The organism is Stenotrophomonas maltophilia group sp. RNC7 (genome assembly GCF_030910085.1).
GTDB lineage: Bacteria > Pseudomonadota > Gammaproteobacteria > Xanthomonadales > Xanthomonadaceae > Stenotrophomonas > Stenotrophomonas sepilia.
Window position 1 is genome coordinate 126,168 of sequence record NZ_JAVFVN010000626.1, and the last position, 21,165, is coordinate 147,332.

Annotated in this window: 21 protein-coding genes; 16 read left to right on the plus strand and 5 right to left on the minus strand. The window is 66.8% G+C overall.

Features of this window, described 5'->3' with window-relative positions:
• From RCF13_RS12585 to RCF13_RS12615, 7 genes are all read left to right on the plus strand, one after another.
• On the plus strand, nucleotides 1-462 hold the full coding sequence (locus tag RCF13_RS12585; protein WP_049460786.1) for an NUDIX hydrolase: 462 nt from the start codon (nucleotides 1-3) through the stop codon (nucleotides 460-462).
• Entirely contained in the window at nucleotides 459-1,601 is a 1,143-nt protein-coding gene (mnmA, locus tag RCF13_RS12590) for a tRNA 2-thiouridine(34) synthase MnmA (RefSeq protein WP_049460788.1), read from the plus strand. The genes RCF13_RS12585 and mnmA overlap by 4 nt, the downstream gene beginning before the upstream one ends.
• The gene (gene hflD / locus RCF13_RS12595) at nucleotides 1,598-2,212 is read left to right on the plus strand and encodes a high frequency lysogenization protein HflD (RefSeq protein ID WP_005416473.1); all 615 of its coding nucleotides are present in this window, start codon (nucleotides 1,598-1,600) and stop codon (nucleotides 2,210-2,212) included. Before mnmA ends, hflD begins: the two co-directional genes overlap by 4 nt.
• A gap of 216 nt (nucleotides 2,213-2,428) precedes the next feature.
• A complete protein-coding gene (locus RCF13_RS12600) occupies nucleotides 2,429-3,619 on the plus strand; it encodes a methyl-accepting chemotaxis protein (protein ID WP_005416472.1) in 1,191 nt (396 codons plus the stop codon).
• Between the two features lie 96 nt (nucleotides 3,620-3,715).
• Entirely contained in the window at nucleotides 3,716-3,931 is a 216-nt protein-coding gene (locus RCF13_RS12605) for a hypothetical protein (RefSeq protein ID WP_049461083.1), read from the plus strand.
• Between the two features lie 67 nt (nucleotides 3,932-3,998).
• Complete coding sequence (locus RCF13_RS12610) at nucleotides 3,999-4,505, plus strand: hypothetical protein (RefSeq protein ID WP_049461081.1); 507 nt, start codon at nucleotides 3,999-4,001, stop codon at nucleotides 4,503-4,505.
• 187 nt (nucleotides 4,506-4,692) lie between these two features.
• A complete protein-coding gene (locus tag RCF13_RS12615) occupies nucleotides 4,693-5,712 on the plus strand; it encodes a GAD-like domain-containing protein (RefSeq protein ID WP_049471549.1) in 1,020 nt (339 codons plus the stop codon).
• A 136-nt stretch (nucleotides 5,713-5,848) separates the two neighbouring features.
• Here the strand turns inward: RCF13_RS12615 and RCF13_RS12620 are convergent, their stop codons facing one another.
• The gene (locus RCF13_RS12620; RefSeq protein ID WP_049461077.1) at nucleotides 5,849-8,608 is read right to left on the minus strand and encodes an EAL domain-containing protein; all 2,760 of its coding nucleotides are present in this window, start codon (nucleotides 8,606-8,608) and stop codon (nucleotides 5,849-5,851) included.
• 130 nt (nucleotides 8,609-8,738) lie between these two features.
• On the opposite strand from RCF13_RS12620, the gene RCF13_RS12625 reads away from it, so the two are divergent.
• Both RCF13_RS12625 and RCF13_RS12630 read left to right on the plus strand, forming a co-directional pair.
• Nucleotides 8,739-10,841, plus strand: a complete 2,103-nt coding sequence (locus RCF13_RS12625; protein ID WP_032954159.1) for a PAS domain S-box protein — start codon at nucleotides 8,739-8,741, stop codon at nucleotides 10,839-10,841.
• A gap of 3 nt (nucleotides 10,842-10,844) precedes the next feature.
• Complete coding sequence (locus RCF13_RS12630; RefSeq protein ID WP_049461075.1) at nucleotides 10,845-12,617, plus strand: EAL domain-containing protein; 1,773 nt, start codon at nucleotides 10,845-10,847, stop codon at nucleotides 12,615-12,617.
• 93 nt (nucleotides 12,618-12,710) lie between these two features.
• On the opposite strand, the gene RCF13_RS12635 is transcribed toward RCF13_RS12630, so the two are convergent.
• The 4 genes from RCF13_RS12635 to flgA form a co-directional block, all read right to left on the minus strand.
• Entirely contained in the window at nucleotides 12,711-13,931 is a 1,221-nt protein-coding gene (locus RCF13_RS12635; RefSeq protein WP_049461073.1) for an ATP-binding protein, read from the minus strand.
• 91 nt (nucleotides 13,932-14,022) lie between these two features.
• Nucleotides 14,023-14,361 carry a FlgN family protein gene (locus RCF13_RS12640; protein ID WP_014037132.1) on the minus strand — a complete coding sequence of 113 codons (339 nt, stop codon included), beginning with the start codon at nucleotides 14,359-14,361 and terminating at the stop codon, nucleotides 14,023-14,025.
• The gene (gene flgM, locus RCF13_RS12645) at nucleotides 14,358-14,663 is read right to left on the minus strand and encodes a flagellar biosynthesis anti-sigma factor FlgM (RefSeq protein WP_005409579.1); all 306 of its coding nucleotides are present in this window, start codon (nucleotides 14,661-14,663) and stop codon (nucleotides 14,358-14,360) included. The genes RCF13_RS12640 and flgM overlap by 4 nt, the downstream gene beginning before the upstream one ends.
• 75 nt (nucleotides 14,664-14,738) lie before the next feature.
• A complete protein-coding gene (gene flgA / locus RCF13_RS12650) occupies nucleotides 14,739-15,395 on the minus strand; it encodes a flagellar basal body P-ring formation chaperone FlgA (RefSeq protein ID WP_005416463.1) in 657 nt (218 codons plus the stop codon).
• A gap of 231 nt (nucleotides 15,396-15,626) precedes the next feature.
• On the opposite strand from flgA, the gene RCF13_RS12655 reads away from it, so the two are divergent.
• From RCF13_RS12655 to flgG, 7 genes are all read left to right on the plus strand, one after another.
• The gene (locus RCF13_RS12655; protein ID WP_005416462.1) at nucleotides 15,627-16,571 is read left to right on the plus strand and encodes a chemotaxis protein; all 945 of its coding nucleotides are present in this window, start codon (nucleotides 15,627-15,629) and stop codon (nucleotides 16,569-16,571) included.
• Between the two features lie 138 nt (nucleotides 16,572-16,709).
• Nucleotides 16,710-17,105, plus strand: coding sequence for a flagellar basal body rod protein FlgB (gene flgB, locus RCF13_RS12660; RefSeq protein WP_005409576.1), 396 nt, complete (start codon nucleotides 16,710-16,712; stop codon nucleotides 17,103-17,105).
• 3 nt (nucleotides 17,106-17,108) lie between these two features.
• Complete coding sequence (flgC, locus tag RCF13_RS12665; protein ID WP_049461071.1) at nucleotides 17,109-17,516, plus strand: flagellar basal body rod protein FlgC; 408 nt, start codon at nucleotides 17,109-17,111, stop codon at nucleotides 17,514-17,516.
• A gap of 23 nt (nucleotides 17,517-17,539) precedes the next feature.
• Nucleotides 17,540-18,220, plus strand: a complete 681-nt coding sequence (locus RCF13_RS12670; RefSeq protein ID WP_049461069.1) for a flagellar hook capping FlgD N-terminal domain-containing protein — start codon at nucleotides 17,540-17,542, stop codon at nucleotides 18,218-18,220.
• 32 nt (nucleotides 18,221-18,252) lie between these two features.
• Entirely contained in the window at nucleotides 18,253-19,476 is a 1,224-nt protein-coding gene (flgE, locus tag RCF13_RS12675) for a flagellar hook protein FlgE (RefSeq protein WP_049461067.1), read from the plus strand.
• Between the two features lie 32 nt (nucleotides 19,477-19,508).
• Nucleotides 19,509-20,258: a flagellar basal body rod protein FlgF gene (locus tag RCF13_RS12680; protein WP_049461065.1), complete on the plus strand. Its 750-nt coding sequence runs from the start codon at nucleotides 19,509-19,511 to the stop codon at nucleotides 20,256-20,258.
• A gap of 103 nt (nucleotides 20,259-20,361) precedes the next feature.
• The gene (flgG, locus tag RCF13_RS12685; RefSeq protein WP_049461063.1) at nucleotides 20,362-21,147 is read left to right on the plus strand and encodes a flagellar basal-body rod protein FlgG; all 786 of its coding nucleotides are present in this window, start codon (nucleotides 20,362-20,364) and stop codon (nucleotides 21,145-21,147) included.
• Nucleotides 21,148-21,165: the final 18 nt, after the last annotated feature.

Consider the following 21,165-nt stretch of genomic DNA (forward strand, 5'->3'; position numbering starts at 1 on the left):
TTGAACGCCACGCCGGACCCGCGCTGGGCACCGCACGCCACCGTCGCCACGGTAGTGGTTGACGGCGGCCGCGTGCTGCTGGTCGAAGAGACCATTGAAGGCCGCCAGGTGCTGAACCAGCCGGCCGGCCACCTCGAGCCAGGCGAAAGCCTGGCCGAGGCAGCCCTGCGCGAGACCCGGGAGGAAACCGGCTGGACCGTGCAGCTGACCCATTTCATCGGCTGCTACCAGTGGACTGCCGGCGACGGCACCGCCTTCCTGCGCTTCTGCTACGCAGCACACCCGGTCTCGCACGACCCGGCCCAACCGCTGGACACCGGCATCGACCGCGCGCTGTGGCTGACCCCGGCCGAGCTGCAGGCCGCCGGTGAGCGCCAGCGCAGCCCGCTGGTCTGGCAGGTGGTGGCGGATTACCTGGGTGGCCAGCGCCACCCGCTTTCGCTGGTCCGCGAGGTCGCATGAGCACGCCGCGCGTGATGGTGGGCGTCTCGGGTGGTGTCGACTCTTCGGTCGCCGCCTGGCGCCTGGTCCAGCAGGGCGAGGCCGTGGCCGGCCTGTTCATGCAGAACTGGGCCGACGACGGCAGCGGTGACTGCCGTGCCGAGGATGACCGCCGCGATGCGGTCGCCGTATGCGGCCTGCTCGGTATCCCGTTCCACTTCCGGGACTTTTCCAGCGAGTACTGGCAGGGCGTGTTCGAGCACTTCCTGGCCGAATACGCCGCTGGCCGCACGCCGAACCCGGACGTGCTGTGCAACCGCGAGGTGAAGTTCAAGCATTTCCTGGATGCCGCCCGCGAGCTGGGCGCCGAGCGCATCGCCACCGGCCACTACGCGCGGGTGACCCAGCGCGGCCACCAGTGGCTGCTGCTGCGCGGTGCCGACCGCTCCAAGGACCAGAGCTACTTCCTGCACCAGCTGGGCCAGGAGCAGCTGGCGGCCACCCTGTTCCCGATCGGCGACCTGGAGAAGACCGACCTGCGACGGATTGCGCGCGACGTCGGCCTGCCGACCCACGCCAAGAAGGATTCCACCGGCATCTGCTTCATCGGCGAGCGGGATTTCCGCGACTTCCTCGGCCGCTACCTGCCGGCCAGGCCCGGCCAGATCCTTGACCCGGCCGACGGCAGCGTGATCGCCGAACATCCGGGCGTGTTCTATTTCACCCTGGGCCAGCGCGAGGGCCTGAACATCGGCGGCGTACGCGGCCGCCCGGCCGCACCGTGGTACGTGGTCGGCAAGGATGTGGCCAGCAACGTGCTGTACGTCGACCAGGACCGCGACAGCCCATGGATGCTGTCCGATCGCCTGCGATCGGAGCCGGCGCATTGGATCTCGGGCTCGCCACCCGCGCGACGCTTCGAATGCACCGCCCAGACCCGCTACCGCCAGCCCGATGAGCCGTGTACGGTCGACGTGCTGGACGATGGCAGCGTGCTGGTCACTTTCGCGCGCCCGCAGCGTGCCGTTACCCCCGGTCAATCGCTGGTGCTGTATGACGGTGATGTGTGCCTGGGTGGCGCGGTGATCGCCGCCACCGATGCGCCGCTGGAACAGCGCCTGCGCACCACCCCCTCCCCTTTTGAGGTAATCGCTGCATGAGTTTCACTGTCGACGACCGCGTCCTGGCCCTGGCCGGCATTGCCCAGGCCCTGCAGCAGGTACGCCGCATCGCCGATACCGGCCATTCCGACGCCGCCGCCGTGCGCACCGCCGTGGACAGCGTGTTCCGTGTCGATGCGTCCTCGCCGCAGGCGGTGTTCGGTGACCGCCATGCACTGAAGGCCGGGCTGCGCCTGCTGCACAACTACTTCCGCAACCAGGGCCAGGATCCGATCCTGCCGAAACTGGCGCTGTCGGTGCTGCAGCTGGAGCGCCGCTTCGTTCAGGATGGCGCCACCGTGAACAAGGTTGCTTCGGGCATCGAGCGTGCCCAGCGCCAGGCCACCGAACTGGGCGACAGCGGCCACCCGGATGTGCTGGCCAGCCTGGGAAGCCTGTACGCGGACACCATCAGCCACCTCAAGCCGCGGGTGATGGTGCAAGGCAACCCGCACTACCTGGGCCAGGCCGGCGTGGTGGCCGAGATCCGTGCCCTGCTGTTGGCCGCGGTGCGCTCGGCAGTGCTGTGGCGCCAGCTGGGCGGCAGCTACTGGGACTTCCTGTTCGGCCGCAAGGCGATGATCGAGGCCGTGGACCGGCAGCTGGCGTAAGGGTGTGGGGTCAGAGCCCTTTTCCATAAAAAGGGATCCGACCCCGCCGCTGCCTACCCAGGGGTCGGATCCCTTTCCGGCACGGAAAGGGATCCGACCCCGAAGCCGCCAAGCGCCGGAAAACCGGCGCATTCAGAATGCACTTCCAAGCACATCGACGTTAAAGAGAAAGGGGGTACGGCCGATACATCCTCCGTGCACCTCCCGAGAACGTCCATGTACTCACGCATTTTCATCCGTCTGGCCGCCCCCCTGGCTCTGACCCTGCTGCTCCCCTTCGCCATCGGTTTCGAATGGCCGGCCGCCCTGCGCTGGGCGATCCTGACCACGATGACGCTGAGCTGGCTCGGCTTTGCGTGGTGGACCACCCGCGCCCAGGCGCATCGTTCCCCGGAACATGCCCGTGTCCTGCGTGAGCAGGACCAGCTGCTGACCGAACTGCGCAACTTCGTCGGCAACGAAATCGACGGTTCGCGTGGTGAAGTGGAACGCGCCCGCGACCTGATCCGCCAGGCGGTTTCCAGCCTGGGCGGCAGCTTCGATGCGATGAACCGCAAGTCGCGCCAGCAGAGCCAGGCGCTGTCGCGCATCGTCGACCGCGCCGGCGATGAAGGCAATGCCGGCCTCGACGTTGCCCGTTTCGCCCAGCACGCCAGCCACCGCATGGAACAGCTGGTGGAAGCGCTGGAACAGGTGAGCGGCCAGAGCAGCACCACCGTGCAGCACATCGACCAGATGGCACAGCACCTGGATGGCATCTTCGCGCTGCTGGAAGACGTCAAGTCGATCGCCGACCAGACCAACCTGCTGGCGCTGAACGCCGCCATCGAAGCCGCGCGTGCCGGTGAAGCCGGCCGAGGCTTCGCGGTGGTCGCCGACGAAGTGCGCAACCTGTCCGAGCGCTCGACCACCTTCAACGAGCAGATCCGCAAGCTGGCGCACAGCTCCAAGGACGCCATCGCCAAGGTGCGCGAGACGGTCTCGCACATGGCCTCGCGTGACATGGACCGCTCCCGCGAAGCACGCCAGGAAGCGGCGGCAATGCTCGACAATGTCGCGCAGATCAATGCCTCGCTCGGCGACGGCATGCGCGAAGTCTCCGAGTGCGCACGTGCGATCGATGGCAGCGTGGCCGAAGCCGTGCGCGCCCTGCAGTTCGAAGACATCGCCACCCAGGCGCTGGGCGGCGTGCACACCCACCTGGACCGCCTGACCGCGATCAACCGTGAAGCGGTGGCCCTGCAGGAACTGCTGCACCGCAATGGCGGCGTGTTCGACGAAGAGATCGCCACGGCCCTGCAGCGCACCGGCAACCGCCTGCGCGAACTGCGCAGCGAATGGGAACGCCCGCCGCACAAGCCGGTTGCCCAGCAGAGCATGGGTGCCGGCACGGTAGAGCTGTTCTGATCCTGATGTCCGCTGCCCTCGCCGGCAGCCCGCAAGGCCCCGGTTCGTCCGGGGCCTTTGCCTGTAACCCGCCGCTGGATGCATCCTGTACGCGCCATGACCCTGATCCGCGCCCTGCCCGCCCTCACCGACACCGAGCGCCCGCGCAACGCGAGCGTGCGTGAGCAGCTGCAAAAGCTGGAAGAGGTCGCCCGCGAGGAAATCTGCGAGCTGCAGCAGCTGGCGGACGCGCGCCCGGCGCCATCGCCGGCGGACGACGAGCTGTTGGGGCTGGCGTGGGACCTGGGGTTGGATGGCGAAGCCCTGAAGTAGATCCACGCCCTGCGTGGGTGGGGCATCCCGCATGGCATGATTGCCCGGTCCCGTCCATGGAAGACCTATGGCCATCACCCTGATCGCACTCGTGCTGTTGGAGACCGTCCTCCTGATGGCCTGGGTGGCCGGCTATTTCAGCTGGGGCATCACCCTGTTCAACGAACGCATCGCGGCGCCGCCGGCCATGCAGGCCCGGCTCTCGCTGGGCAGCCTGGAGCGTGACCTGCCGCAGGACAAGTGGCTGCGGCTGGCCTTCCATGCGCTGCCCGATGGCAGCATGGCGTTCCGCGAGAGCTTCGCGCCGAGCTTCGGCCTGCGCTACTTCCCGGTGATGCGTGGACGCATCGTGCTCAACGCACGGCGGCACGAGGTGCGGGTGATCGGCCTGTGCAGCTGGTTCGTGGCGATGCTGTCGCTGCTGCTGTTGCCACTGGTGGCGATGCGCCCGATGGTGGCGCCGATGCTGCTGGTACTGCCACTGTTCCTGGCCAGCTATCTGGTGCAGAAGCGGCGCTATGCGGCCATTGTCGAGGCGCTGCGCATGCAGTTGAAGGCGGAGTTTCCAAGGTAGATCCACGCCGTGCGTGGATGATGCCCCGCGATGCCAGCATTTCCGACTGTTTGCATGGACCGTGAACCATGCGCCCTTCATCGTGAAGGGGCCGATTGCGGTTCAGATCAAGCCAGCCCGATGACCAGCGCCCTTCTCTGCCTCTCAGTTGCTTTGCAGCTTCCGGCACCCCCTTGTCCCATTGACCGTGGATCCCGATTCCCTTGGGGCGCTTCAGCAGGCGCTGAAGACGTTTGGAGCGTTCCAGCAGCCCTACTCCGCTCCGATCAATGCGTACGATCCTGAAGCGGGTGTGATCGATGCAGCAGTTGAAGTGTCCGCGGGGTGCGTGCAAGACGGCCCGCCAGTCATCATCCTTGACGATGATGCCGAACAGGCGCCGCGACGTTATCTGATCCTTAAAGCCCCGTGGCATGAGCTTCCAACGGGCGCCTTGTTGCTTGTCTCCGGAAGCAAGGCAAGCGCCATTCCGGGCGAGGAATCGAACCTGGAGCTTGCACGGGCCGAGAGCATGCTGACATTTCTCAACCTGCTGCCGGAAGGTCCGGAGGACCGGGACCACCCGGAGAACGTCTCGGCAGTCGTGGATACCGATACTTCCGCCCTCTTCACGACGAGCCTTCTGGATCAACTGCAAACCAGTACTCCAGGCTCGCCTGTTGCTGACACCATGCTGACGCTCTGGAAAGGCAGGTTCACGGACGCATTGCTGGCACTGTGGCAGCGCGACGGTCTTGCGCGCTATCACGATGATCGACTGGCTTTGGTGAACCCTGCGGGGTACAAATCGGTGCTCGCCGCCCTTCTGGCGGGCAGCCCTCTATGGGGCAAAGATGATTTCCATGTCTATGCGATCTCGCCATTCGGCCAGATGCTGATCTGTGGCGAGCGAACCGGAGTCGAACTCACGCTTGAACCCCACGAAGGTTACCTATGCGCGCCAGCAACACTGACTCTTCCAGCAAGCAACATCGACCGCGACAGACGCCTGCACGACTTCCTGCTTGCATTGGATGCTGCCGAACTGGATGTTCTGGCCGAGGACGGGGAGCCAATGTTCTGGCGAGCCCGTGAGATGTTGGGGCCGCTGGGCGACGGAGAGATTTACAGCTCGAAGGAGCCGGTGTCAGAGCACGGCTGGCGGCTAGGCAGCCTGGTAAAACGCAAGGCGCTGGATGTGCTCGCAGAGCTTGCGCAGCGTCGCTGACGGCGGACACATCAACGGGCGAACCAGCGTGCACGCCGACCAAGGTCGGCAACTACCAGATGCTGGCTCTTTGAGTAGATCCACGCCATGCGGCAACCGTGCCGACCAACGGTCGGCACCTACCAGCGGCGGGTGGTCAGCGCACCAGCACTGCTTCGCTGCTGGCGTCGGTGCGCATCGGTAACGGACGCTGCTGACGCAGCCACTGCGCCAGGTCACGCGGGCTGAGCGGGCGCGAGTACAGGTAACCCTGGATTTCGTCGCAGCCCTGGCGGCGCAGCATGTCTTCTTCCTGGTGCGTCTCCACGCCCTCGGCCACCACCTTCATGCCCAGCGCGTGGCCCAGGTGCACGATGGCCTGGGTCACTTCGGCCGTGCCCGAATCGTGCAGCATGCCCTGCACGAAACTACGGTCGATCTTCAGGCGACCCACCGGGAAGCGGTTGAGGTAGTTGAGGTTGGAGAAGCCGGTACCGAAGTCGTCCACCGCCAGCGGCACGCCGTGCCGTTCGAGCACGTCGAAGCAGTGGCGCAGGATGTCGGTGTCACGGATCAGCGCCGATTCGGTCAGCTCCAGCTCCAGCCGCTGCGGCGGCCAGCCGTGGGCATGGCAGATCTCGATCACACGTTCGGCGAAGCCACGGTCGCGCAGCTGCACCGCCGACACGTTGACCGCGATGCGGTCGAAGTGCAGTCCAGCCCGGTCCCAGGCGGTTGCCTGACGGCAGGCTTCGTTCAGTACCCAGTCGCCGATGCGTACGATCTCGCCGCATTTCTCGGCGATGGGAATGAACTCGGCCGGGCTGCAATAGCCGATGCCGGGGCGATGCCAGCGCAGCAGTGCTTCGATTGCCGGCGGCTCGCCCTGGTGGGCATGCAGCAGCGGTTGATAGGCCAGGCTGAACTCCTCGCGCTCGATCGCACCGTGCAGCGCGTGCTCGAGCTCCAGCCTGCGCTGGATGCGGGCCAGGGCATCCTGGCTGTAATACTGGTAGGTGTTGCGTCCGGCTTCCTTGGCCGCGTACATCGCGGCGTCGGCAGCGCGCAGCAGTGAATCGAAATCGGTCTGCGCATCACCCAGCATCGCGATGCCGACACTGGCACCGACCTTCAGCGTGGTCTCGCCACGGCGCAGCGGCTCGGCCAGCGAGGCGATCAGCTTGCGGGCGACATGTCCCGCATCCTCGGGCTCAGCCAGGTCGCGCAGTACGACGATGAACTCGTCGCCGCTGAAACGGCCAAACAGATCATTGTTGCGCAGGTTCTGGTGCAGGCGGGTCGCGGCAGCCTTCAGCAGCGCATCACCCGTGGCGTGGCCGAAGCTGTCGTTGATGGTCTTGAAGCCGTCCAGGTCGATGAACAGCATCGCCAACGAGGTGCCGCGATCACGCGCCTCCTCGATGGCCTCGGCGGTCTGTTCGCCGAGCAGCACGCGATTGGGCAGGCCGGTCAGCAGGTCGTAGTGGGCCAGCAGTTCAATGCGCTCGTTGGCCTCGCGCTCGCGGGTGATATCACGGAAAAGCACCACGAAGCGCGGCGGCAGTCCGTCACGACGATCCAGCTCGATCAGCACCTGCACCCAGACACGCAGGCCGGACTGGCGGTAGAAGCACAGGTCCAGCTGCTCGGGCAGGCCGCCGTTGGCGATGCGGGCCAGTGCCGCCTCGAACGCATCGCGCGAGTCTTCGGTATACAGCGCCATCGCCTGATCGAGGGTGATCGGCTCCTTGCGCAGGCCGTGGATGCGATAGCATTCCTCGGTCCATTGCATGCTCCGGGTCTGCACCTCGATCTCGCAGCCGCCGATGCGGCCCAGCGCGGAAACCCGGTTCAGCAGTTCGGTGCGCCAGCGAATCAACGCGTCGGTCTGGTGCTGTTCGGTGATGTTCTGCACCTGGCCGAGCAGGCGCTTGGGCTGCCCGTCCATGTCCAGCAGCGGCTGCATCCACAGCCGCAGGTGCTGTGATGGCTCATGGCCACGGGTCAGCTCCAGCTCGAGATTGGCGGCACGACCATCGCGCCACAGCCGCCGCCATGCCGCACGCAACGCGCCACGCGAGCGCGGATGCAGCTGCTTCAGCCAGCGCCGCTGGCCGGGCACGGCGCCGTGCTCCAGCGCCAGCAGCGATCGCAGTTCCGGCGACCACCAGAAGTGCCCGCTGTTGGGGTCGAACGACCAGCTGCCCATGCTGGCGATGCGCTGGGCCTCGCTCAGGTGCAGCTGCTGTTCCTGCAGCAGCGATTCGAGCTGCTTCTGCTGCTCGATATCGGTATGCGTGCCGACCATGCGCAGCGGCTGGCCATCAGCGGTGCGCGCGACCACGCGGCCGCGATCCAGCACCCAACGCCACTGGCCATCGGCCTGGCGGAAGCGGAACTGTGCACTGTACTGCTCACTGCGCCCGCGCAGGTGCTCGTCGAGCGCGGCACGCACCTGGTCGATGTCCTCGCTGTGCACGCGCGACAGCAGTTCGGTGGCCGTCTCGTCGCCCAGCGCCGGCGTGCGCGCCACCCGGTCACTGGGGATGTCCCAGTCCCACAGGCTATGACCGGCGCTGTCCAGTGCCAGTTCCCAGCGCCCACCCCCATCGACCGGCACCGGCTCGGGAATGCTCAGGGTGAACGCCAGCAGGTTGCCGGCACCGTCATGCACGGCGCGCAGGTGGCCGTCGTAGTGGCCGCGCGGGCCGCCTGGCAGCGTGCAGGGCACGATGCCGCCATCGGCGGCCATCAGGCGTAGATCTTCCAGCATTGGCGCATAGGCAGCCACGGTGGCCGGCAGGCCATGCTCGCGCGCGGCCGGATTGGCCGCCAGCGGGCGCCCGGTACGGTCGACGATGACCAGCGCCGACGCAAGCGGGTGCTGCAGCAGGCTGGCGATGATCCCTTGGTCCACGCGATCTTGCTCCGGATGACTCGCCCGTCAGCGGGGCACGCAGTGGTTAACGGCGCCTGCGGCGGATAATTGAGTGGTGACGGCACGCTGCGGGGTAAGATGACCGGCGCCCCTTTCACCCTCCCCGTCCATGCCCGCAGAACCGACCGGCAACGCCCCAGTTCCCGACCCGCGGATGGCGCAGGCGCTGAGCCGTGACCGGCGACGGGTGGTGTTGAGCTACCTGGTGATGGCGCTGGCCTGGATGATCTCCACCGACAGCGTGGTGCAGGCGCTGGTGCCCGATCCGCAGCAGGCGGCCCTGTGGCAGGGCCTGAAGGGCTCGTTCTTCGCCCTGGCCAGCGCGGGCCTGCTGTACCTGCTGCTGCGCCCGCTGGCCGAGCACGTGCTGCATACCCACGCCCGCCAGCAGGCCTCGGAGCTGCGCCTGCGGCAGATGTTCGAGGGCAACCCCGGCCCGATCCTCGTCTATGACCTGGACACATTGGCGATCCTCGACGCCAACCCAGCCGCCTGCACCGCTTTCGGCTGGGAGCGCGATGAGCTGCTGGAACAGACCATCGACGCCTTGTGGCCACCCGGCCAGGGCCAGGCGCTGCAGGCCAAGCTGGAGGCGATCCGCGAGGCGCCCGACGAGCTGTGCATCCTGCGCGCGCAGCTGCAGCTGCGCGATGGCGCGCTGCGGCAGATGGAACTGCGCTCCAACGCGATCAGTTACGACGGTCACAATGCGCGCCTGCTGATCGCCATCGATCGCACTGCCGAGGACCTGGCCCAGCTGCGTCGCGACCAGGCGCTGGCACGGGTGGAAGAAGCCCACGAACTGGCCCGCATCGGCGCCTGGGAGCTGGACCCGTCCACCGGGCTGGGCCGCTATTCCAACCAGGTCTATCGCCTGCTCGGCCGCCGCCCGCCCGAAGCCCGCCGCTGGCACCGCTTCGACGAACTGCTGGTGCCGGCCGACCCGGCCACCGCCACCCAGACCGAGCAGCTGCTGGCCGAGCTGTGCTCCGGCGAGCCGGTACAGGTGGACGTGCTGCTGCCGCTGCTGTCGATGGACGGGCGCGCGCTGATGGTGCACCTGCGTGCCGCCAGTGGTCTCGATGAGGCTGGCCGCAACCGCGTGCTGGGCACGCTGCAGGACGTGACCGAACGCGAGCAGTCGCGGCGACTGCTGCGCGAGCGCGAGGAGCAGTTCCGCGAGCTGGTGCGGGTACTGCCCGACGGCGTGGTGATCCTCTCCGACGAACATGTGTTGTACGCCAACGCCTGGGCCGCCGGCCTGTTCGGCTACGGCAGCCATACCCTGCTGGGCGAGCCCTTGTCGGCGCTGGTCGCTGCCGCAGACCTGCCGCGGGTGCGCAGCCAGCTGCGTGCCGGCCAGCCGCACCTGGGACCAGGCCACAGCAGCGTGGTGGCCATGCAGCGCGGCGACGGCCGCAGCTTCCATGCCGGCCTGGCGGTGGGCGACGTGCGCTACGGTGGCCGCGACTGCAAGCTGCTGATCGTGCGCGACCTCAGTGATTCCGAGCGCATCCGCAGCGCGCTGGAAACCAGCAACCGCGAACTGCAGGCGATGGCCGGGCGGCTGTTCTCGCTGCAGGAGGACGAACGTCGTGCGATTTCGCGCGATCTGCACGATGACATCGGCCAGGCCATCACCGCGATCAAGCTGTCGGCGCACGCGGCGCTGGAAGAGGACGATCCGCAGCGGCGTGGGCAGGATCTGGCGCAGATCGTCAGCCTGGCCGACACCACCGTGGCCAAACTGCGCGACATCTCCACCCTGCTGCGCCCCCCGCAGCTGGATGCACTGGGCCTGGAGGCAGCACTCAGCTGGCAGGCGCGGGTTCTGTTCCGCTCCTCGCCGGTGGAGCTGCTGGCCGAGATCGAGCCGTTGCCGCATCGCCCCGACAACAGCATCGAACAGGCCTGCTTCCGCATCGCACAGGAAAGCCTGACCAATGCGCTGCGCCATGCGCGCGCCAGCCAGGTCCTGCTGCAGCTGCGCGATGTCGGCCAGCGCGGCCTGCACCTGCAGATCCGCGATGACGGCGAAGGCTTCGATCCGGACGGCCCGCGCGGCCTGGGCCTCATCGTGATGCGCGAGCGCGCACAGAGCGTCGGTGGCCACGTGCGGATTGAATCCGCGCATGGCGAAGGCACCCTGGTCGATGTCCACCTCCCCTACCAGGCGGCCAGCAGGGCTGCCGTCGATTCACCGGAATACTGAACCATGTGGAATCCCAACCTGCCCCCGGTCAGCATCGATGACGCTCCCGACCGCCTTGGCGCCGGCAACCCCGAGCTGCAGGCAATGGTTGCCGAGGCAGCCTCAGGCGGCATCGCACTGATGCTGATGCACGTGGACATCGACCATTTCGCATCGGTCAATGAAAACATGAGTGCCGAAGTGGGCGACCAGGCGCTGGTGCTGGTGGCACAGCGCCTGCAGTCCTACCTGCGCGGGCGCGGCAAGTTGTGGCGACATGGCAGCGACGAGTTCCTGATCGCGGTGGCGCGCACCGCCGATCTGCCGTTGCCGGAGGATTTCGCCGAGGAGATCCGCCAACAGATGGAGCTGCCGTTGTCGGTGCTGCCGTACACGTTGTTCATGACCGGCAAGCTGGGCGTGAGCCTGTGCCCGGAACATGCCAGCAGCACCTCGCGCCTGCTCGACCATGCCGAGGATGCGCTGTACCAGGCCGCCCGCGAAGGCGGCAATGCCGTGCGCATCCATGCGGTGGACACCCCGCCAAGCGCGCACAGCGAGAGCATCATCGCGCGCCAGATCGTCGATGCCATTCCCAATGGCGAGCTGAAGCTGCGCTACCAGCCACTGGTAAGCGCGCGCGACGGCCACGTGGTGGGCATGGAAGCGCTGCTGCGTTGGCAGTCGCCGACCCTGGGCATGCTGGTGCCGGAGCGCTTCATGCGCACCGCCGAACGCCTGGGGATCATCGTGCAGATCGGCACCTGGGTGCTGGAAGGCGCCTTGAAGCAGGCGCGGCTGTGGCGCGACCAGGGCTTCGATGACTTCACCATCGCAGTGAACGTGTCCACCCTGCAGCTGCTGCGGCCGAACTTCTTCGCCGAAGTGATGTCACTGCTGCAGGCGGCGGGCGTACCGGCGCACATGCTGACGCTGGAGATCAACGAGAGTGCGCTGACCAACAACGTCAATTTCGTCCACGAAACGCTGGCCAACCTGCGCAATGAAGGCATCAGCCTGAGCCTGGACAACTTCGGTACCGGCGACTCCAGCCTCAGCGCGCTGGTGCGCTACCCGGTGGACAAGCTGAAGATCGACCGCAGTTTCATCAAGAGCGCGCCGGCCGGCAATCGTGAAGCGGCCATCGCCCGCGCGATCATCGCCATGGGCCACCAGCTGGGCATGACCGTGATCGCCAACGGCGTGGAATCGCAGGCGCAGCTGGGCTTCCTGCGCCGCAACGACTGCGACGTGTTCCAGGGCTACCTGTTCGGCGAACCGATGTCGGCCGATGCCGCCGGCATGACCCTGCGCCGCCGCTACCTGCGCCCGGAAGCCTTCGCCGAGACGCGCCCGGACCGGACGCTGCTGCTGCTGGATGATGAGGAAAACGTGCTGCGCTCACTGGTGCGCCTGTTCCGCCGCGACGGCTACCGCATCCTGGCCGCCGGCAACGTGCGCGATGCGTTCGACCTGCTGGCGATCAACGACGTGCAGGTGATCCTGTCCGACCAGCGAATGAGCGACATGAGCGGCACCGAGTTCCTGGGCCGGGTGAAGATGCTGTACCCGGATACGATCCGCCTGGTGCTGTCGGGCTACACCGATCTGAACACGGTGACCGATGCGATCAACCGCGGCGCGATCTATCGCTTCCTGACCAAGCCGTGGAACGACGACGAGCTGCGCAAGCACATCCACCAGGCGTTCCGCACGTACGAGGAACAGCGCCGCAGCAATGCCGGCCCGGCGCCGGTGGAGAGCGGAGATGGCGGCGAGGAGCGCCCATTGCGGTAACCATCCCCTCTGGTAGAGCCGGCCGCTGGCCGGCTGCTCTGGAAATCGGGTTCAATGAGGTTGCCGGCCAGCGGCCGGCACTGCCAGAAGCGGTCAGCGCGGCTGCTTGACCGGCAGCACCACGCGGAAGCGCGAGCCCACGCCGGGCGTGCTGTCCAGGTCGATGCGGCCGTGGTGCTTGTTGATGATGCTGTAGGAGATCGACAGGCCCAGGCCGGTGCCACTGCCCACCGGCTTGGTGGTGAAGAACGGATCGAAGATGCGCTGGCGCAGTTCCGGCGAGATGCCACCGCCGGTATCTTCGAACTCGACCCAAACGTGATCGCCATCAACGCCGGTACGCACCGTGATCGTGCCGCGCTCGGCGATGGCATGGCCGGCGTTGAGCAGCAGGTTCATGTAGACCTGGTTCAACTCCGATGGCAGGCACTCCACCAGGGGCAACTGGCCGAACTCGCGCACCAGGGTGACCTTGTACTTGAGTTCGTTCCAGATGATGTTGATGGTCGATTCCAGGCCCGCGTGCAGGTCGACCAGCTTCCACGACTCGTCGCGGCCGGAATACGAGAAATCCTTCAGGTCGCGCACGATGCGGGTGACCCGCTCGATGCCTTCGCGCGATTCCGCCATCAGCTGCGGCAGGTCGCGGCTGATGAAATCGATATCCAGACGGTCACGGATATCATCGATTTCCGGAATCAGCGCTTTCGGGTCCGGCGCGCGCAGGGCGCGCTCGTAGGCTTCGATCACGGTGAACAGGCTGCGCAGGTATTCCTGCAGGCTGCCCAGGTTGGAGTGCACGTAACCGATCGGGTTGTTGATCTCGTGCGCGACGCCGGCGGCCAGCTGGCCGATCGACGCCATCTTCTCCGACTGCAGCAGCTTTTCCTGGGTGCCATTGAGGCGCAGGTAGGCCTGGCGCAGTTCGGCATGGCGCTGCTGCAGCTCGCGTTCGTAGTCTTCCTGCCCTTCGATGTGGCGGAACAGGGCGAGGAAATGCCCCTGGCCGACCGGACCATGGTGGTACAGATGGGCGATGACCACGCCCTCGCCCAGCGGCAGGCTGCCATTCCAGTGACCATGCTGGCGAGCCTGTTCCAGCGCATCGGGCGGCAGCAGTTCGCGCAGGCGCTGCGGCGGCGGCAACCCGCCGCCCTCGCCACTGGCCAGCAGGTTCTGTGCGGCCGGATTGGCCAGGGCCACCCGCCCGTCATCGGTGAACAGCAGCAGGCCTTCGCGCAGGCGCTCAAGCAGGGCCTGCAGCACCGGCTGCGGCGGAAGGGGGGCGGTAACCAGGGCGTTGGCAGCGGACACGGCGACTCGGGACGTTCGAACAGGCGCCCAATATACGCGGTCATGCAGCGGGCTTCAGCCCGCCGTGAGGGGTTATGCGACCGCCGTCGCCTCAGGCGACGGCGAGGGGCCGGCCGATGCTGACCGTGTGCGACTGGCCCTTGGCATCGTAGGCCGAGGCGTCTTCGGTGCGGCCGAGCTGGCGCAGCGCCCAGTTCACCTCGCGGCGGCGGCGCGACAGCAGCACGCCGTTGGCCCGGTTGCGCTCGGCCAGTTCCTGCAGCTGTTCGCCCTCGCCCACCGGTGGCGCGCCTTCCAGCGCACGCAACGCTTCCAGCTTGGCGCCGGTAGCCCGGATCAGGGCGTGCACGTCGTGCTCGACCAGGGCCTGGCGTTCAACGTCCAGGGCCTGGGCGAGACGCTGCAGCGGCTCGCTCATCGCCGCAGTCATCCGTGCAGCTGCTGGTCCAGATCGAGCATGCGCGATGCGATCGCGTCCGGATTGATCTTGTAGGTGCCGTTCTGCAGCGACTCGCGCACGGCGGCCACGCGCTGGGCGTCGATCGCCGGGGCGGTGGTCAGCTCGCGCTCGATGGCCTGCAGATTGGTGGCCTCACCGGTCAGGCGCAGGCTGTCGGCCGCCTCGACCGGGCGCGCCGCCGCATCGGTGCTGACACCGGGCTTGTTGGCCGGGGTCGTCACGCTGCGCAGTGCCTGGGGGACCTGCAGGTTGCCGTCGATTTTCTGGCTCATGGGGTGTCCTGGAGTTGCCGTTCACAAGGGATAACGGCCGCAGGGCCGTGATCTTTAGGGATATTTTGCGGTAATTCAACGCGCCACGATTACGTCACCTGCGGCATCGACCGTGCCTTGCACGATCCGCCGCGAGGACAGGTTCTCGACCGAGACCCGTTCGTTCTCACCGGCATCACCCATCGCACGGCCGGCAATGCGGACCTCGACCGAGCCGCGACGCGACACCAGGGCCACATTGTCTCCTCGCTTGATGAGACGCTGCACCACCAGATCGTTGTTCGACAGCAGGGCTCCGGCCTGCAACGGACGGCGGGCGACGCGGCCGATCGCTGCATTGGGATCGGACAGCACCGCGCCGGCAATCCGGGCAGCGTCACGCTGGGCAGTGGTGATATCGGCGGCAGTGAGGGTTTCTCCAGTGCCGATTCCGCGGTTGAGCACCAGTACGGTCTGGTTGCGCCGCACCTTTACCGGCACGAACAGGCGCCAGCCGCCCGCGTCCGGACAGCTGACTTCCACCGTGGTGTTGGCGGTGGGCTGCACCTGTAACGCCCCCCCGCACTTCGGCAGGCGCAGCGCATCGGCCACCTGGGCCTCGCCCTCGCTGCCCGCCGGCAGCGTCGACAAGGCCGCCGCGCGGATGCTTGCCACCGGCTGCCAGTCGGCGGCAGCCGCCCACGGCGAGGCCACGGCCAGCGCGATGGCGAATAGAGATGTGACCCGGCACATGGCGCCTCCTTCAATCGGCAAGAGCTGGCCCAGGTGCGTGCAAGGGGTGTGCCAGAGGGGCACTTGTAGAGTCAGGCCATGCTCGACCGCTTTGCGCCCAACAGCCAGCCGAGCATCGCTCGAGGCTACAAGAGCCTCGGTCGAACATGGCGCGACAACACAATTGCGGTGTGGAGCGCGCAGTGGCAGAGCGCCCTCAAGTTTGGCACCCAACGCGCCGATACAGCAGCCATGTCCCATGACCTGCTCAACCGGATCGACCAGCGGACCCGCCTGGCCGGCCACAACCGCCTGGCGCTGCTGCTGTTCCGTCTCGGCGGACGTCAGCTTTTTGGCGTCAATGTCTTCAAGGTGCAGGAAGTCCTGCGGCGCCCGGAGCTGTTCCAGGTACCCGGCCTGCCCAGCCAGTTCGCCGGCGTGGCCGACGTGCGCGGCCGCTCGGTGCCGGTGCTGGACCTGGGCCTGGCCATCGGCCACCCCGAACGTGAGCCCGATGCCGATACCTCGCCGGGTTACCTGGTCGTCACCGAATTCAACCGCTCGATCCAGGGGTTCCTGGTCAGCGGCGTCGAACGCATCGTCAACATCGCGGTGGAAGACATCCACCCGCCGCCGGAGCTTGGCGCCGAGTCGAGCTACCTGACTGCGGTAACCCGCTTCCAGGGTGAGCTGATCCAGGTGATCGACGTTGAAAGCGTGCTGGCCGATATCGCCCAGGTCCGCGGTGACGCCGTACTCGATCCGGCGATGGCAATGCCCGCCGATGGCCCCCAGCTGCAGGTGCTGGTGGTGGACGACTCGCGCGTGGCCCGCCAGCAGATCCGCAGCGTGCTGGATCAGTTGGGCGTGGGTGCCACCCTGCTTTCCGATGGCAAGCAGGCTCTCGACCACCTCTTGCAGATCCAAGCCTCGGGCGAAAACCCCGCCGAACGCTATGCCATGGTCATCTCCGACATCGAGATGCCGGCCATGGACGGGTACACGCTGACGACGGAAATCCGGCGCCATCCGGGCCTGGCCGGCCTCTACGTGCTGCTGCACACCTCGCTGTCGGGTGTCTTCAACAACGCCATGGTCGAGCGTGTCGGCGCCAACGCCTTCGTCGCCAAGTACTCGCCGCACGAGCTGGCTGACTTCGTGCTGGACCGCCTGCGCAAGGTGGCGATGGCGGCCTGACGGCCACTGATCCGGTAGTGCCGGCCGCTGGCCGGCAACCGCAGATCCATCGGGGAGCCGGCCCGCGGCCGGCACAACCCTCTCGAATTTGGCACACCCCTTGCAGCTTCCCGGGCAACGTTCCCGTGGGAGTGCACCGTGCGCAACCTGATTACCGACTACCTGGGCGTCCACGCCCAGGCCATGCCGTTGCGCGAACAGCGGATGAAGCTGATCGCCAGCAACCTCGGCAATGCCGACACGCCCGGCTACAAGGCCCAGGACCTGGACTTCGATGCTGCCCTGCGCCATGCCCAGGGGCAGGATGCCAACGGCCTGATGGCCACCACCCATGAGCAGCACTACGAAATCAGTAGTGGCCTGAACCCGTTCCAGATCGCGCGCGAGGGCGTGCAGCCCAGCCTGGACGGCAACACCGTCGATCCCGATGCCGAGCGTGCCGCCTATGGCCGAGCCGCGCTCGAGTACCGCGCCTCGCTCAGCTTCGTCGAGAGCAAGGTGCGTTCCATGCTGACCGCGATCACGGGGCAATAAGCCATGAGCAACCTGCCGATCTTCGATATCGCCGGCTCCGCGCTGCAGGCGCAGTCGGTGCGCATGAGCACCATCGCCTCCAACCTCTCCAATGCCGACACCATCGCCGGTTCTGCCGACGCCGTGTACAAGCCGCTGGAGCCGATCTTCCAGGCCGTCACCAGCAAGAACGATCCCAACATCACCTCGGTGAAGGTGAAGGAGATCACCCAGAGCGAGGCGGCGCCGATCAAGCGCTACGAGCCGGGCCACCCGCTGGCAGACGCCGATGGCTACATCTACCAGCCCGACGTCGATCCGGTGGCGCAGATGGTCAACCTGATCTCGACCTCGCGCAATTACCAGGCCGGCGTGGAGATGCTGACCACCGCCAAGGAACTGGCCCTGGCCACCCTGACCATGGGCCGCTGAGGCGGACCCTTGAGGATTACCCGATGACCACCGTCTCTACCCAGACCAGCCAGGACGTGTACAGCGCCCTGGGCCTGACTGCCCCCAACAGCAACGCCAGCACGCGCAAGAGCACGCTGGATCAGGCCGATTTCCTGCGCCTGATGACCGAACAGCTGCAGCACCAGGACCCGCTGAAGCCGATGGACAACACGCAGATGGTCGCGCAGATGGCGCAGATGTCCACCGTGCAGGGCATTACCGATCTGAACACCACGGTGCAGGGCTTTCAGGAATCGATGGCCAGCGACCAGGTGCTGCGCGGCGCGGCACTGGTCGGCCACGAAGTGCTGGTGCCTTCCACCAAGATGGTGCTGGGCGATGAAGGCGGTGCCAGCGGCGTGGTTGCCGCACCGGGCGCCGGCATCGTGAACGTGACGGTGACCGATGCCAACGGCAACACGGTCACCCAGCTGAGTGTTGAAGCTACCGCCGCCGGCGAAACCGCCTTCGAGTGGGACGGCAAGGATGCCAACGGCAACCGCGTGGCTGCCGGCGATTACACCATTGCCGCCACCCACACCGACACCGCTGGCGCGGAAACCAAGCTGTCCACCTATGTGCAGGCGCCAGTGGAAAGCGTGACCGTCGGCTCGGACGGCCTGTACCTGAACCTGAAGGGCCTGGGCACGGCCCCGATCGACTACGTGCTCCGCGTCAGCTGAGCCGCACATCCCGCATCTACCAGGAGCATCCCATGGGCTTCAACATTTCACTGTCCGGCATCAATGCCGCCAACTCCGACCTGAGCGTCACCGCCAACAACGTCGCCAACGTCAACACCACCGGCTTCAAGGAATCGCGCGCCGAATTCGCCGACCTGTTCTCGGCCACCAGCTATGGCCTGTCGAAGAACTCGATCGGTTCGGGCGTGCGCGTTTCCAACGTGGCCCAGCAGTTCCTGCAGGGCAACAACGAGCAGACCGGGCGCAGCCTGGACATGGCCGTTTCCGGTGAGGGCTTCTTCACCATGAACATGAACGGTGCGCGCGTCTACACCCGTGCCGGCAACTTCCAGACCGATTCGGCCGGCTACGTGATCAACCCGCAGGGCGCACGCCTGCAGGTGTTCGCGCCGAACGCCGATGGCACCAACTTCGACGCCGGCCGCCTGGTCGACCTGCAGCTGCTGACCACCGACAGCCCGCCCAAGCAGACCAGCGAAGTGAAGGTGGGCTTCACCCTGCCGGCCAACGCCAGCGTACCGACCGTGGGCACCTTCGACCCGACCGATTCGAACAGCTACAACTTCTCCAGCGGCGGCATCACCGTGTACGACTCGCTGGGCGTCAGCCACACCCAGGTCTCGTACTTCGAAAAGCTGCCGGGCGTGAACCAGTGGCGCGTGCACAACTACGTTGACGGCCAGGCCGCGGGCACGCCCACCGACCTGGAATTCGACAACGCCGGCACCCTGATCGACCCGGCCGACGGCAAGATCAGCCTGGGCACGTTCACCCCGACCACCGGCGCGGGCGTGCTGAACATGACCCTGGATGTGACCGGCTCGACCCAGTACGGCGAGAAGTTCGCCCTGCGCAACACCCAGCAGGATGGCTACGCGGCCGGCAAGCTCAATGAAATCACCGTTTCGGAAAGCGGCGTGGTGTTTGCCCGCTACTCCAACGGCGATGACAAGGCGCTGGGCCAGGTGGCGCTGACCACCTTCAACAATCCGCAGGGCCTGGAAGCCAAGGGCAACAACCTGTGGGTGGAAACCTTCGATTCGGGCACCCCGCGCACCGGCTCTCCGGACACCTCGAACCTGGGCAAGATCCAGGCCGGCGCGCTGGAATCGTCCACCGTGGACCTGACCGAGCAGCTGGTGAACATGATCGTGGCCCAGCGCAACTTCCAGGCCAACGCGCAGATGATCACCACGCAGGACCAGATCACCCAGACCGTCATCAACATCCGTTGATGAGCTGCTGACCCTGTCACGGAACTCCCCGCATGGATAAAGCCCTTTACGTGGCGATGACCGGTGCCCGCGCCTCCCTGCAGGCGCAGGGTACGCTCAGCCACAACCTCGCCAACTCCGACACCCCCGGCTTCAAGGAAGCGCTGGCCAACACCGAGGCCTTCCCGATCCGTGGGCAGGGCTATGCCTCGCGGGTGGATGCGCTGCACGTCGACGCCGGTTTCAACCGCAGCGCCGGCGCGCAGCACATCACCGGCAAGCCGCTGGACCTGTCGTTGCAGACCGGCACCTGGCTGGCCGTGCAGGCCACCGATGGCAGCGAAGCCTACACCCGGGGGGCCGCGCTGTCGGTCACCCCCAACGGCCAGCTGGTGACCTCCAGCGGCCGTGCGGTGCTGGATGACAACAACAACCCGATCGCCATTCCGCCCTACCAGGCGATGGAAGTGGGCAACGACGGCACGATCTCGATCATTCCGCAGGGCGAAGGCCCGCAGACCATGGCGATGATCGGCCGCATCAAGATCGTGCAGGCGCCGGACGAGCGCCTGGAGCGCGGCCTGGACGGCCTGTTCCGCAACACCGACCCGCAGCAGCCCTTCGCCCAGGCGCAGGGCGCCACCGTGCACAGCGGCCAGCTGGAAGGCAGCAACGTGGACGCCGCCGGCGCGCTGGTGCAGATGATCCAGCTGCAGCGCCAGTACGAAATGCAGGTGCAGGTAATCAAGCACGGCGACGAGAACGCGCGCAGCGCCAACAGCCTGCTGCGCCTGGGCGGCTGACGGAATTCCGGCGCCGGCACGGGCCGGCGTTGGCACACCGCTTGCACAGCCTTCACCAACGGCCGCACCGCGCGGCCCGCTTCAGCCAGACAGGATTCCGAAGATGAACCAGGCATTGTGGATCGCAAAAACCGGACTGGATGCGCAGCAGACGCGCATGTCGGTGGTTTCCAACAACCTCGCCAATACCAACACCACCGGTTTCAAGCAGGACCGCGCCAGCTTCGAAGACCTGCTGTACCAACAGGTGCGCCAGCCCGGCGGCGCCAGTTCGGCACAGACGCAGCTGCCGACCGGCCTGCAGCTGGGTACCGGCGTGCGCGTGGTGGCCACCTCGAAGAACTTCGAACAGGGCAGCCAGCAGCAGACCGGCCGCGCGCTGGACGTGATGGTCAACGGCCGCGGCTTCTTCGAAGTGCAGCTGCCCGACGGCAGTTCCGCGTACACCCGTGATGGCTCGTTCAAGATCAACCAGGACAGCGAGCTGGTGACCAACACCGGCTATCCGGTGCAGCCGGGCATCCAGATTCCCGAAGGCGCGCAGTCGGTCACCATCGGCAGCGACGGCACCATCAGCGTAAAGATGGCCGACGACGCCGCTTCGGTGGAGGTGGGCGCACTGACCCTGACCGATTTCGTGAACCCGGCCGGCCTGCAGGCCCGCGGTGAAAACCTGTTCCTGGAAACCACGGCATCGGGCCCCGCACAGAACGGCAACCCCGGCCTGAACGGTCTGGGCACCGTGGTGCAGGGTGCGCTGGAAGGCAGCAACGTGAACGTGGTGGAAGAGCTGGTGTCGATGATCGAAACCCAGCGCGCCTACGAAATGAACGCCAAGGCCATTTCCACCACCGACGCCATGCTCGGCTACCTGAACCAGAACGTCTGACCGCAACCACCGGGATAC